Origin of the sequence: Streptomyces sp. NPDC050423 (assembly GCF_040655445.1) — a bacterium.
Classification (GTDB): domain Bacteria; phylum Actinomycetota; class Actinomycetes; order Streptomycetales; family Streptomycetaceae; genus Streptomyces.
The window spans coordinates 92,506-105,616 of the sequence record NZ_JBFAJY010000015.1; the positions used below are offsets into that span (position 1 = coordinate 92,506).

Annotated in this window: 10 protein-coding genes; 2 read left to right on the forward strand and 8 right to left on the reverse strand. The window is 71.7% G+C overall.

Going from position 1 to position 13,111, the window contains the following annotated elements; genetic code table 11:
- Window positions 1–92: 92 nt before the first annotated feature.
- From AB0I52_RS14005 to AB0I52_RS14015, 3 genes are all read right to left on the reverse strand, one after another.
- Entirely contained in the window at window positions 93–2,003 is a 1,911-nt protein-coding gene (locus AB0I52_RS14005) for a PQQ-binding-like beta-propeller repeat protein (protein WP_363072178.1), read from the reverse strand.
- A gap of 259 nt (window positions 2,004–2,262) precedes the next feature.
- Window positions 2,263–4,047, reverse strand: coding sequence for a PQQ-binding-like beta-propeller repeat protein (locus tag AB0I52_RS14010; protein WP_363072180.1), 1,785 nt, complete (start codon window positions 4,045–4,047; stop codon window positions 2,263–2,265).
- Window positions 4,048–4,228: 181 nt separating this feature from the next.
- Complete coding sequence (locus AB0I52_RS14015; RefSeq protein WP_363072182.1) at window positions 4,229–6,052, reverse strand: ABC-F family ATP-binding cassette domain-containing protein; 1,824 nt, start codon at window positions 6,050–6,052, stop codon at window positions 4,229–4,231.
- A gap of 209 nt (window positions 6,053–6,261) precedes the next feature.
- On the opposite strand from AB0I52_RS14015, the gene AB0I52_RS14020 reads away from it, so the two are divergent.
- Complete coding sequence (locus AB0I52_RS14020; protein ID WP_363072184.1) at window positions 6,262–6,909, forward strand: lipoprotein; 648 nt, start codon at window positions 6,262–6,264, stop codon at window positions 6,907–6,909.
- Between the two features lie 28 nt (window positions 6,910–6,937).
- Here the strand turns inward: AB0I52_RS14020 and AB0I52_RS14025 are convergent, their stop codons facing one another.
- From AB0I52_RS14025 to rsmI, 5 genes are all read right to left on the reverse strand, one after another.
- Window positions 6,938–7,831, reverse strand: a complete 894-nt coding sequence (locus AB0I52_RS14025) for a 4-(cytidine 5'-diphospho)-2-C-methyl-D-erythritol kinase (protein ID WP_363072186.1) — start codon at window positions 7,829–7,831, stop codon at window positions 6,938–6,940.
- Window positions 7,828–8,769, reverse strand: a complete 942-nt coding sequence (gene rsmA, locus AB0I52_RS14030) for a 16S rRNA (adenine(1518)-N(6)/adenine(1519)-N(6))-dimethyltransferase RsmA (protein ID WP_363072188.1) — start codon at window positions 8,767–8,769, stop codon at window positions 7,828–7,830. The genes AB0I52_RS14025 and rsmA overlap by 4 nt, the downstream gene beginning before the upstream one ends.
- Window positions 8,770–8,891: 122 nt before the next feature.
- Entirely contained in the window at window positions 8,892–9,758 is an 867-nt protein-coding gene (locus AB0I52_RS14035; protein ID WP_363072190.1) for a TatD family hydrolase, read from the reverse strand.
- A gap of 33 nt (window positions 9,759–9,791) precedes the next feature.
- The gene (locus tag AB0I52_RS14040; protein WP_363072192.1) at window positions 9,792–10,190 is read right to left on the reverse strand and encodes a hypothetical protein; all 399 of its coding nucleotides are present in this window, start codon (window positions 10,188–10,190) and stop codon (window positions 9,792–9,794) included.
- Window positions 10,191–10,350: 160 nt separating this feature from the next.
- Window positions 10,351–11,247, reverse strand: a complete 897-nt coding sequence (gene rsmI / locus AB0I52_RS14045) for a 16S rRNA (cytidine(1402)-2'-O)-methyltransferase (protein ID WP_363072194.1) — start codon at window positions 11,245–11,247, stop codon at window positions 10,351–10,353.
- 53 nt (window positions 11,248–11,300) lie between these two features.
- On the opposite strand from rsmI, the gene AB0I52_RS14050 reads away from it, so the two are divergent.
- A complete protein-coding gene (locus AB0I52_RS14050) occupies window positions 11,301–13,079 on the forward strand; it encodes a phospholipid carrier-dependent glycosyltransferase (protein WP_363072196.1) in 1,779 nt (592 codons plus the stop codon).
- Window positions 13,080–13,111 lie beyond the last annotated feature (32 nt).

Sequence of the window (13,111 nt, forward strand, 5' to 3'; positions counted from 1 at the left end):
AGAAGGGGGATCGAGTCGGTGGGCCGGAGCCGGCCGCGGGCGGTGCTGCCGTCGGCGGCCGGCCGGGTTCCTGCGGGTGCCGTGGTGAGCCGTTACTTGCCGAAGGCCATCATGGTCTTCGTCTCCAGCTCTTCCTTGTCGTTACTGGCGCTGACCCGCCCGCTCGCGATGAACGAACGGCCGCCCGCGTAGAGAACCTTCTCGTCGTAGAAGGAGCTCTCGATCGCCGACGTCGAGTCCGGGTGCTTGAGCAGCATCTGCGGGGTGCCGCCGGTCGGCGCCAGGCTGGCGATCCCGCCGCCCTTGCTGTAACCGGCGTCCACGTGGAGCAGCAGGTTGCCGCCCTCCATCCGCAGCGGCTTCATCGTCTGCTCGGCCGGTGCGTCCGCCTTCCACTTCGTCCTGCCGGTGTTCAGGCTGAACGCGACGACCTTGTTGGTCCGGGCGGAGCCGCTGGTGTCGTCCTGCGTCGCCAGGTAGAGCGTGTTGGCGTCGGCCGCGACACCTTCGCAGCCGTCGACGGACTTGCCGAAGATGGCGAAGGCACTGCCGCAGCTGGTCGCGAACTTGTCGCCCTTGTCACTGATCACCTGGGAGCGGAGCGAGCCGTTCTCCTTGAGCGCGAGGATGCTCCACTTCTTGCTGTCACCGCTGCCCTTGGTCAGCGAGACGACGAGCGGGCTCACCGAGTAGAACCGGTCGATCTCCCAGCCGCGCGCGGGCTTGTACGTCCACTTGGGCTTCCCGGTGACCGGGTCGACCTCCTCGACCTCGTGCTGCGGGTTCTCGACGTCGCCGGTGCGGCAGCTGGTGGCGGCGATGAGCTTGGTACCGCCCGCGAAGGAGAACGGCTGGCAGTTGCCGTCCCGCTTGCCGAACAGCTCCTTGCCGTCACTCACCCGGAAGGCGTTGGAGCCGTTGGTGCGGCCGACCGTCACGGTGTCGCCGCTGATCGCGAGGGCGATGTCCGACAGCATGTCGAACAGGCCACTGCTCTTGATCGACTTCTTCCAGCCGGTCTTGCCGGTGTTGAGGTCGATCAGCTGGAGGTCCGAGCAGTCCGCCTTGGAGGTGGTGCCGTTCTTCACCGCGATGACGATCTTGCCGTCGGTGGTGGTCTGCGCCGGTGCGGAGCAGATGTCCGTGCCCAGCTTCAGCGTCCACTTCTGCTTGCCGTCGGCCACCGAGAAGCCGGAGACGGTGCGGTACATGCCCTTGACGACGGTGTCACCGACGATCCACGGGCCGTACACGTCGGCGCCGTTGCGCGGGAGGTCGACGTCGTTCTTCTGGAGCCAGAGCACCTTCGCCTCGCCCGACTTGCGTCCGGCGTTCAGGTCGTCGCCGCCCTCGCGGCCGGTGCCGTTGCCGTCGCCCTCGTCCACGGACGGCGAGGAGGACGGCTTCAGGACGTCGTCGCTCTTCTCCGCGACGGGCTTCTTGTCGTCGTCGCCCCCGCTCGTGGCGAGGTAGACACCGCCGCCGACGACCAGGAGGGCGGCGACCGCGGCACCGATGATCACCAGGGGCTTCCCCTTGAACGGGCCGCGCCCGCCGGGACCCGCCGGTCCGCCGGCGACGGGTGCGCCGGGGTACTGCTGCTGCGGATAGCCGTAACCGGGCTGCTGCGGCTGACCGTACGGGCCCGGCTGCTGGGGCTGGCCGTACGGACCGGGCTGCTGGGCGTAGGGGCCCGGCTGCTGCGGCTGACCGTACGGGCCCGGCTGCTGGGACTGGTCGTACGGGCCCGGCTGCTGGGACTGGTCGTACGGGCCGGGCTGCGGCTGGCCGTACGGGGGCTGCTGCGGCTGGCCCGGCTGCTGCGGGTAGCCGTAGCCGGGCTGCGCGGGCGGCGGGCCCGGCGGGGCGGCCGGTGCCTGGGGCGGCGGCGCGGGCGGCGGCGTCTGCGGCGGGCCCTGGGGCGGCTGAGGTATCCCCTGCGGCGGCTCCTGCGGAGCGCCGAAGCCTCCCTGCGGCGGTTGCTGGCTGGGCGGCTGGGTCATCAGCGCGTCCCCCTTCGTGCGGTCCGGTGCCCGTTCCGGACTCCCCCGCGATTCCGCCGGGGTTCCGGGAGTCGGACAAGACCCCCTGAATCCCCAGCGAAATGGAGCGAATCGGGCATGGATCCCGCAGTGTCACGACAGTCGAGCGGGGCTTCTTTGTACCACCCGCCCCATCACGGGTCCCGGTTCGGTCCACCCCCTGTTCCCAAGGGAGGACCGCCCCGTGATGCCGCCGTTACGCCCAGGGCCGGGACATGGGCTAGTTACCGAACGCAACCATCGACCGTGTCCTGATCTCCTCGTCGTTCATACCGCTGATCCTCGACTGTCCGATGACGGTGCGTCCGTCCGCGTAGACGATGCGCGGCTCGATGAACTCGCGCTCGACGGCCGCCCCCGAAGCCGGGTGCCGCACCACCATCTCCCACTTCCCGCCGGTGGGCGGGAGCGAGGCGATGCCGCCCCCCTTGCCCTTGCTCGGCGCGAGATACATCAGCAGCCTGCCGCCCTCCGTCCGCATCGGGCTGAGGGACTGCTCGGTCGGGGAGGAGACCGTCCACTTGTGCTTGCCGGTGGCCAGATCGAAGGCGGCGACCTTGTTGCCGTCACCGGTCTTGATGTCGACGGGCCCGGTCGACATGTAGAAGGTGTTCGCGTCGGCGGCCACCCCCAGGCAGTTGTCGAGGTTGGGGCCCTGGACGATCACGTCCTTGTCGCACTTGGGCGCGTAGTCGCCGGGTCCGCCCGAGAGCTGGGAACGGTAGGTGCCGTTGGTGCCGAGCACCAGGATCGCCCACTTGTCCGGCTTCTTGAGCGAGATCACCGGGGGGTCGGCGGAGTAGATCTGCGCGATCTCCCAGCCCTTCTTGACCTTGTACGACCACAGCACCTCGCCGGTGACGGGGTCCATCTTCTGTACCAGCTGCTCCTTGTGGTCGTCCGCGGCGGTCTGGCAGCTGGCCGCCGCGATGGCCACATCGCCACTGGCGAACCCGAACGGCTGGCAGTTTCCCGGCAGTTTCCCGAACAGCACCTTGCCGTCGCTCACCCGGAAGGCGTCGGTCCTGGAGGTGCGCCCCACGGTCACGGTGTCGCCGTTTATCGCCATCCTGAGATCGGAGAGCCCGTCCCAGACACCCTGGCGGACGTACGTCTTGTGCCAGCCGGCCTTGCCGGTCCTGAGGTCGACCATCTGGAGGGCGTTGCACTCCGAGTCACGCGAGGTGGTGCGCCTGAGACCCAGGACGATCTTGCCGTCGGCGGTGGCCTGCGAGGGCGCCCCGCACGCGTTGGCGGGCAGCCGCAGGCTCCACTTCAGCCTGCCGTCCGTGACGTCGTAGCCCGTGACGGTGTGGAACATCGCCTTGACGACGGTGTCGCCGAAGATCCACGGGCCGTACACGTCCTCGCCGCCCTCGGGCAGATCGACGCCGCTCTCCTGGAGCCAGAGCATCTTCGCCTCGCCGGGCTTGCGCTGGGCGTTGACGGTCTTGGTCTCCGCCCCGGGGCTGAGCTGGTCGTCGTTCCGGTTCTTCCGCCTGCTCGGCGAGGGCGAGGGGGAGGAGTCCGGCGCCCCGGAGCTCAACTCCGGTCCGGCCGTGGGCTTTCCGCTGCCGCCGTCCCCGTCGAGGGCGAACCAGACGCCGGCGCCGGCCAGGAGGACGACCGCGAGCACGGCACCGACGACCGCGCCGGTCCGGCCGCGGAAACGCCCCGCGCCGCGAGGCCCGCCGGACTGCGGCGGCTGCGGCGGCGGCTGCTGCCCCGGGTAGCCGTAGCCCTGCGGCGGCTGCCCGTACGGGCCGGGCTGCGGCGGATACCCGTATCCCGGTGCGGGCTGCGGCGGTTGGCCGTGGGCCGGCGCGGGCTGTGCCGACTGTACGGGTGGCGTGGGCGGTCCGTACGGGCCGGGCTGCGCGGGCGCCGCGTACGGGCCGGACGGCTGTGCCGTGCCCTGGCCCGGTGGTGGGAACGTCTCGGGCGGCGGGCCGTACGGTGCTCCGAACTCACCCTGCGGCGGCTGCTGTCCGGGCGGCTGGCTCATCGGCCCGTCCCCCTGTTCCTTTGTCACCTGCGGTGTGGCGCGGTCCGGCTACCGCGCCGGGCAAGATCTCTTTCTACCATCTGCCCCACAGACCCCACAGACTCCACAGACCCCACCCGCCCCATCAACCGCACCCGCCCCGCCAGTCGGGCGGAAGCACGAGGGTGCGGCTGATGCGGTGTCAGGCGTCCTCGGCCAGTTCCAGCCAGCGCATCTCCAGCACATCGCGCTCCGCCACCAGTTCACGCAGCTCGGCGTCCAGCTTCGCCACCTTCTCGAAGTCCGTGGCGTGGTCGGCGATCTGGGCGTGCAGCGTCGTCTCACGGGTCGACATCTTGTCGAGCTGCCGCTCGACCTTCTGCAGCTCCTTCTTCGCCGCGCGTGCCTCCTGCGGCGAAACGCCCGGGGCCGGTGCGGCGGCGGGCTGCGAGGCCGACGTGGGAGCCACGGCGGCGGGGGTGCCCGCCGCGGCCATCTGCCGCCTGCGCTCCAGGTACTCGTCGATGCCGCGCGGCAGCATCCGCAGCGAGCGGTCGCCGAGGAGCGCCAGCACCCGGTCCGTGGTCCGCTCGATGAAGAACCGGTCGTGGGAGATCACGATCATCGACCCGGGCCAGTTGTCGAGCAGGTCCTCCAGCTGGGTCAGGGTCTCGATGTCGAGGTCGTTGGTGGGCTCGTCGAGGAAGAGGACGTTGGGCTCGTCCATCAGCAGCCGCAGGATCTGGAGCCGCCGCCGCTCACCGCCCGACAGGTCACCGACCGGGGTCCACTGCTTCTCCTTCGTGAACCCGAACTGCTCGCAGAGCTGGCCCGCGGTCATCTCCCGGCCGTTGCCGAGGTCGACCCGGTCGCGCACCTGCTGCACCGCTTCGAGCACCCGAAGGTTCGGGTTGAGCTCCGCGACCTCCTGGGAGAGGTAGGCCAGCTTGACCGTCCTGCCGACGATGACCTTCCCTGCCGCGGGCTGCTCCTCGCCCTGGGTGCGGGCGGCCTCGGCCAGTGCCCGCAGCAGCGAGGTCTTGCCCGCGCCGTTGACCCCGACCAGGCCGATCCGGTCGCCGGGGCCGAGCTGCCAGGTGAGGTGGGTGAGCAGCGTCTTGGGCCCGGCCTGGACGGTCACGTCCTCCAGGTCGAAGACGGTCTTGCCGAGCCGGGCGTTGGCGAACTTCATCAGCGCGCTGGTGTCGCGGGGCGGCGGCACGTCGGCGATCAGCTCGTTGGCCGCCTCGATGCGGTAGCGCGGCTTGGACGTACGGGCGGGGGCGCCGCGCCGCAGCCAGGCCAGCTCCTTGCGCATCAGGTTCTGCCGCTTGCCCTCCTCGGTGGCGGCGATCCGCTCCCGTTCGGCACGGGCGAAGACGTAGTCGCTGTAGCCGCCCTCGTACTCGTGGACCGTGCCGCGCTGGACGTCCCACATGCGCGTGCAGACCTGGTCGAGGAACCACCGGTCGTGGGTGACGCAGACCAGCGCCGAGCGGCGGGCGCGCAGATGGCCGGCCAGCCAGGAGATCCCCTCGACGTCGAGGTGGTTGGTCGGTTCGTCGAGGACGATCAGGTCCTGTTCGGCGATGAGCAGCTTCGCGAGCGCGATCCGGCGGCGCTCCCCGCCGGAGAGCGGGGCGATGACGGTGTCCAGGCCGTGCTCGAAGCCCGGCAGGTCGAGACCGCCGAAGAGCCCGGTCAGCACATCGCGGATCTTGGCGCTGCCCGCCCACTCGTGGTCGGCCAGGTCGCCGATGACCTCGTGGCGGACCGTCGCCCGCGGGTCGAGCGAGTCGTGCTGGGTCAGGACACCGAGACGCAGCCCGCCGTTGTGGGTGACGCGGCCGGTGTCCGCGTCCTCCAGCCTGGCGAGCATCCGGATGAGGGTCGTCTTGCCGTCTCCGTTACGACCGACGACACCGATCCGGTCCCCCTCGGACACGCCGAGGGACACACCGTCGAGCAGCGCACGGGTGCCGTACACCTTGCTGACCTGCTCGACATTGACGAGGTTGACGGCCACGTACGCTCCAGCTCGAAGGAAAACACAGACCTCCAGCGTAGTCGCCACGCTGCGCAGCTCCGTACGAGCGCCCGCTCACCCGTGCGGGGGCGGGTCCGTGACCAGCCCCCTCAGGGCGCAGGGGCGTTTCCCGGCACGTGCGGTACCTTGCCCGGAATGATCAAGGCCCGGGGGGCCGGGCCCAGGATTTCGCCGGGGTGGGGAACTTCATGGTGGGTCGTACGGTTCGGGGGCTCGTCCCCGTACTGCTGGTCGCGGGAGCGCTGGCCGGATGTTCGACGGAGTCGGACGACGTCACGGACGCGGGCGCGAAGCCGGGCGGTGGGGCGACGGCCGGGAGCACCGCCGGGAAGACGGCGGCCAGGGGCGGCACGGTCGGGGGCGCCGGTTCCGGGTGCGCGCTGCGCGTCACCTTCGACGTGGCGGAGCGGTGGAAGGCGCAGGCCGTCGCCATCGAGTCCGACTCGCCCGTGGACGCCGCCCTGGGCACGCAGGGCCCGGTCTCCATGGTCTGTGAGATCGACGCGAAGCCCGCCGGGCACCTCGGGTTCCTGCGGGTGTGGCAGGGCGACAGCAAGGGCGGCACACCGCGTCAGGTGCTGGAGGGCTTCGTGGCGGCCGACGAGAACGCGTCCAAGACGACGTACACCCGGAGCACGGTCGGGAAGCTGGCCGTGACCGAGGTCTCCTACACCGTCCACAGCAAGGTCATGGAGGAGTCGCGCGAGGCGCGGGCCTTCGCCGTCGCCACCCCGGACGGACCGGTGGTGGTGCACCTGGGCGGGCTGGACTCCCAGGAGCACCGGGCCATGCTGCCCGCGTACGAGCTGGCGAAGCGGAGCGTGCGGCTCGGCTGAGCCGCCGCCCGTTCCCCGGCGCCCCCGGTCAGCGGAGGGTGGCGCCCGGCGCCGGGGACGTGGCGATCCGGGTGCCGCGGCAAGTCCCCGAGGCCATCAGCGCGTCGGCGACCTTGCGGGCGGACGCCTCGTCCTCGGCCAGGAACGCCGTGGTCGGCCCGGAACCGGAGACCAGCGCGGCGGCCGCACCCGCGGTGGTGCCCGCCGCCAGGGTGTCGGCCAGCGAGGGCCGCAGCGACAGCGCCGCGGGCTGGAGGCCGTTGCTCAGGGCGGCGGCGAGGGCGGCGGGGTCCCCGGCCCGCAGGGCGTCCAGGAGCGCGCCGGAAGCGGCCGGCTCGGGCACCGGCGTCCCCGCCGTGAGGCGGTCGAACTCGCGGTACACGGCCGGGGTGGAGAGGCCGCCGTCGGCGACCGCGAAGACCCAGTGGAAGGTGCCGCCGACCTCGACCGGGGTCAGCCGCTCACCGCGCCCCACCCCGAGGGCCGCGCCGCCGACCAGGCTGAACGGGACATCGCTGCCCAGCTCCGCGCAGATGGCCAGGAGCTCGTCGCGGGGGGCACCGGTGGACCAGAGCGCGTCGCAGGCCAGCAGGGCGCCGGCCCCGTCGGCGCTGCCGCCCGCCATTCCGCCCGCGACCGGGATGTCCTTGTCGATGTGGATGTGCACCCGGGGGTCGATGCCGTGCCGCCCGGCCAGGGCGATCGCGGCGCGGGCGGCGAGGTTGGTGGCGTCCAGCGGGACCTGGGCGGCGTCCGGCCCGGAGCAGGTGATGCGCAGCTCGTCGGCCGGGGTGACGGTGACCTCGTCGTAGAGGCCGACGGCGAGGAAGACGTTGGCCAGGTCGTGGAAGCCGTCGGGGCGCGCGGCGCCGACCGCGAGCTGGACGTTGACCTTGGCCGGTACCCGGACGGTGACGCTCACTGGGCACTCCCGGCGGGCTCGTCGGCGGCCGGGAGGTCCCCGGCGGGCTCGTTCTCGGCGCTGTCGCTCACGGGCCGCGCGGGCTTGTTCTCGGCGATGGCGGCGAACTCCTCGACGGTCAGTGCCTCGCCGCGGGCCTGTGGCGAGATCCCGGCCGCGACCAGGGCGGCCTCGGCGGCGGGCGCGGAGCCCGCCCAGCCGGACAGGGCCGCGCGCAGGGTCTTGCGGCGCTGGGCGAAGGCGGCGTCGACGACCGCGAAGACCTCGGCCCTGCTCGCCGTGGTCGCGACCGGCTCGGCCCGGCGCACCAGGGACACGAGTCCCGAGTCGACGTTCGGGGCGGGCCAGAAGACCTTGCGTCCGATGGAGCCGGCGCGCTTGACGTCCGTGTACCAGTTGGCCTTCACCGACGGCACTCCGTAGACCTTGTTGCCCGGCCGCGCGGCCAGCCGGTCGGCGACCTCGGCCTGGACCATGACCAGGGTCCGCTCGATGGTCGGGAAGCGGTCGAGCATGGTGAGCAGCACGGGCACGGCGACGTTGTACGGAAGGTTGGCGACCAGCGCGGTCGGCGGCGGGCCCGGCAGTTCCCGTACCTGCATCGCGTCCGAGTGGACGAGGGTGAACCGGTCCGCGCGCCCCGGCATCCGGGCGGCGACCGTGGCCGGCAGGGCGCCCGCGAGCACGTCGTCGATCTCGACGGCGACGACCCGGTCGGCCGCCTCCAGCAGTGCCAGGGTCAGCGAGCCGAGACCGGGTCCGACCTCGACCACGACGTCGTCGGGGCGGACTTCCGCGGTCCGCACGATCCGCCGGACCGTGTTGGCGTCGATGACGAAGTTCTGGCCGCGCTGCTTGGTGGGGCGTACGCCCAGCGTCGCGGCCAGCTCGCGGATGTCTGCGGGGCCCAGGAGGGCGTCGGGCTCTGTGGTGCTCACCCGTCAAGCCTACGGCCGCCGGGCGGCCCGGGATCTCGCCCTTGGTGCCCGGGACGCCGGTGGGGCCCGCGTCCGGATGACCCTCCGGGGCAACACGACCACCCAACGTCGTGAGGACGCGGTCAGTAGTCGAACGCGCGAGCCGTGTTGTCGTCGATCGCCGAGGCCAGGGTGTCCTCGTCGATGCCCTTCACCGCCGCCATGGCACGCAGCGTGACCGGGATCAGGTACGGCGCGTTGGGCCGGCCGCGGTAGGGGGCGGGGGTCAGGAACGGTGCGTCCGTCTCGACCAGGACCAGCTCCGTGGGCGCGACGGCCAGGGCGTCGCGCAGCGGCTGGGCGTTCTTGAACGTCATGTTGCCCGCGAAGGACATGAAGTACCCGGCGTCCGCGCAGATCCGGGCCATGTCCGCGTCGCCGGAGTAGCAGTGGAACACGGTCCGCTCGGGGGCGCCGGCGTCGGCCAGGATGCGCAGCACATCGGCGTGCGCCTCGCGATCGTGGATGACGAGCGCCTTGCCGTGCCGCTTGGCGATCTCGATATGGGCCCGGAAGGACTCCTCCTGGGCCGCCATGCCCTCGGGGCCGGTCCGGAAGTAGTCGAGTCCGGTCTCCCCGACGCCCCGTACGTGGTCCAGCGCGGCCAGTGCGTCGATCTCGGCGAGGGCCTCGTGGAGAGCCGCCGCCCCGCCCGCCTCGCGCGCTCCCTGCCGCGACCACCCGTCCGGGTCCCCGTGCACGATGCGCGGCGCCTCGTTGGGGTGCAGGGCCACCGCGGCGTGCACGCCGGCGTGCGCGGCGGCGGTCTCGGCGGCCCAGTGCGAGCCCTTCACGTCGCAGCCCACCTGGATCACGGTCGTCACGTTCACCGCGGCGGCCCTGGCCAGGGCCTCCTCCACGGTGCCGTCCTGCATGTCCAGGTGGGTGTGCGAATCGGCGACCGGTACCCGGAGGGGTTCGGGCAGCGGCGGGGCTTCGGTACGGCTCATGGCCACGATCGTACGAGGACCGTGGCCCTGGGCTCACTTGCGGTGGAAGGGATGCAGCAGGTCGGCGAGGTGCCAGTGGTGCTCGCCCCCCGGAGCGGCGGTGGCGGCCACGGCCTCGGCCTTCCGTTCACGGACGTCGGTGGCGGCATCGGCGATGTCGTCGGCGGGCCGGCGGTTCTGGAGCAGTTGCTGAGCCGTCGATACCCGGCCGGCTCGCATGATCCGCACGACGTGCCCGCCGCAGTTGGCGCAAGTGGGCGTGGAAAGGGGGGAGGGCACTCGTTCGCCGTCCGCCTTGTAGACCACGAAAGCGTTGTTGGAAGCGTCGACGTGGTGCTCTATTTCGTAGGCCTGTTCCCAGCCGTGTCCGCACCTCATGCAGGCGAAGGCATACGCCTCGTGCACGGTTGTTGTCGCTGCGATCTCACTCATGCCTGCTCCTCTTGTCCGCCGGACAAGCACTCCGGAGAATGCGTCCTGGTATCCAGTGGACGCCTTTACCGGCAGAAGCGCACCGGGCCCTGTCGAGTGTTGGAGCGGTCTTGGCCTTCTCGTGGCAAAAGGGACCGGTACGCGGCTCTCGCTTTGCCTTTCACGATAGTCCTTTGCCCTCCGCCGGGCCGGTCCGAGCCGCGTTCTTTGCTGCCACTACCGCATCGAAGACCTCGCGTTTGGGCAGCCCGGCCGCGGCGGCGACGGCGGCGATCGCCTCCTTGCGCCGCTCCCCCGCCTCCTCGCGCACCTGCACCCTGCGCACCAGCTCCCCGGCGTCCAGTTCCTCGGCCCCGGAGTCGGCCGCGCCCTCGACGACGACGGTGATCTCGCCGCGTACGCCCTCGGCCGCCCATGCGGCGAGTTCGCCCAGCGGACCGCGCTTCACTTCCTCGTAGGTCTTGGTCAGCTCCCGGCAGACGGCGGCGCGCCGGTCGGCGCCGAACACCTCGGCCATCGCGGCCAGGGTGTCGTCGAGCCGGTGCGGGGCCTCGAAGAAGACCATGGTGCGGCGCTCGCCGGCGACCTCGCGGAGCTTGCCGAGGCGTTCGCCGCCCTTGCGCGGCAGGAAGCCCTCGAAACAGAACCGGTCCACCGGCAGCCCGGACAGGGCGAGCGCGGTGAGCACGGCCGAGGGGCCGGGCACCGCGGTGACCTTGATGCCCTGCTCCACGGCGGCGGCGACGAGCCGGTAGCCGGGGTCGGAGACCGACGGCATCCCGGCGTCCGTGACCAGCAGCACCCGGGCGCCGCCGGTCAGCGCCTCGACGAGTTCCGGCGTACGGGCGGACTCGTTGCCCTCGAAATAGGACACGACGCGCCCAGTGGTGTGGATGCCCAGCGCCTGCGTCAGCCGGCGCAGCCGGCGGGTGTCCTCGGCGGCGACGACGTCCGCCGTCTCCAGTTCGGTGGCGAGGCGTGGCGGGGCGTCCGCCACGTCGCCGATGGGGGTCCCTGCGAGTACCAGCGTTCCAGTCGTCTCCGTCACAACGTCCATCCTCCCAGCACGGGCGGCAGCACTCGCACAGATGCGTTCCCTACGATGGCGCGGTGACGAGTACAGCGCCCGATGCCCGGCAGGGCCAAGACGCCGGGGATCAGTACGGCCCGGAGCCGACTTCCTGGCAGCAGCGGCTGCGCCGCTTCGGTCATTCACCGCGGCCCGGGATCGGGCTGCGGGAACGGCTGGTTCCGCCGTACACCCGCCCCGGGAACCGGCTGTGGGCGGTGCTCGGGGTGCCCCCGGTGCTCGCGGACCGGCTGCTGCGCTGGTCGGCGTGGGGCGGTCCGCTGCTGGTGACGCTGGTCGCCGGGGTGCTGCGGTTCTGGAACCTGGGCAGCCCGCACGCGGTGATATTCGACGAGACGTACTACGCCAAGGACTCCTGGGCGCTGATCAACCAGGGGTACGAGGGGGCGTGGCCCAAGGACGTCGACAAGCTGATCCTGGACGACCCGTCCAAGGTGAGCATCCCGATCGACCCCGGCTATGTGGTGCACCCGCCGGTCGGCAAGTGGATCATCGGGATCGGTGAGCAGATCTTCGGCTTCACCCCGTTCGGCTGGCGGTTCATGGTCGCGGTGCTCGGCACGCTGTCGGTGCTGATGCTGTGCCGGATCGGCCGCAGGCTCTTCCGCTCGACGTTCCTGGGCTGCCTGGCGGGCGCGCTGCTCGCGGTGGACGGTCTGCACTTCGTGATGAGCCGCACCGCGCTGCTCGACCTGGTGCTGATGTTCTTCGTGCTGGCCTCGTTCGGCTGTCTGCTGATCGACCGGGACTGGGCGCGGCGCCGGCTCGCGGCCGCGCTGCCGGTCGACGCGGAGGGGGTGCTGCGGCCGGACGCGGGGATCGCGGAGCGGCTGCGGCTCGGCTGGCGGCCGTGGCGGATCGCGGCCGGACTCATGCTCGGCCTGGCCTTCGCCACCAAGTGGAACGGCCTGTACATCCTGGTCGCGTTCGGCCTGATGACGGTCCTGTGGGACGTGGGCGCCCGGCGTACGGCGGGTGCGGTACGGCCGTACGCGGCGGTGCTGAAGCGGGACCTGGTCCCGGCGTTCGTCTCCACGGTGCCGGTGGCGATCCTGACCTACGTCGCCTCGTGGACCGGCTGGATCATCCACAACTCCCCCGCCCGGCACGGCTACTACCGGGACTGGGCGGCGACCGACGGCAAGGGCGGCAGCTGGACCTGGCTGCCGGACTGGCTGCGCAGCCTGTGGCACTACGAGTACCAGGTCTACGAGTTCCACGTGAACCTGACGTCCGGGCACACCTACCAGTCCAATCCGTGGAGCTGGATCGTGCTGGGCCGGCCGGTCTCGTACTTCTACGAGGAGCAGAACGGCTGCGCCGCGTCGGGGACCGGAAAGTGCGCCCGCGAGGTGCTGGCCATCGGCACACCACTGCTGTGGTGGGCCGCGTGCTTCGCGCTGCTGTACGTGCTGTGGCGCTGGCTCTTCCGCCGCGACTGGCGGGCGGGCGCGATCGCCTGCGCGGTGGCCGCGGGGTGGGTGCCGTGGTTCCTGTACCAGGAACGCACCATCTTCCTGTTCTACGCGGTCGTGTTCGTGCCGTTCCTGTGCCTCGCGGTGGCGATGATGATCGGCGCGATGCTGGGGCCGGCGGCGGGTACCGGGACGAAACATGAACTGGGCCTGGCGACCGGTGACCCGTCGGGAGAACGGCGCCGGACGGTGGGGGCGGTCGCGGCGGGCGTACTGGTCCTGCTGATCGTCTGGAATTTCATCTATTTCTGGCCGCTGTATACCGGGACCCCCATTCCGGAGAATTCCTGGCGCGACCGGATGTGGCTGGATACCTGGATTTAGCCGGCGGGAGCATGTGGAGGGCGTGGCCGGTG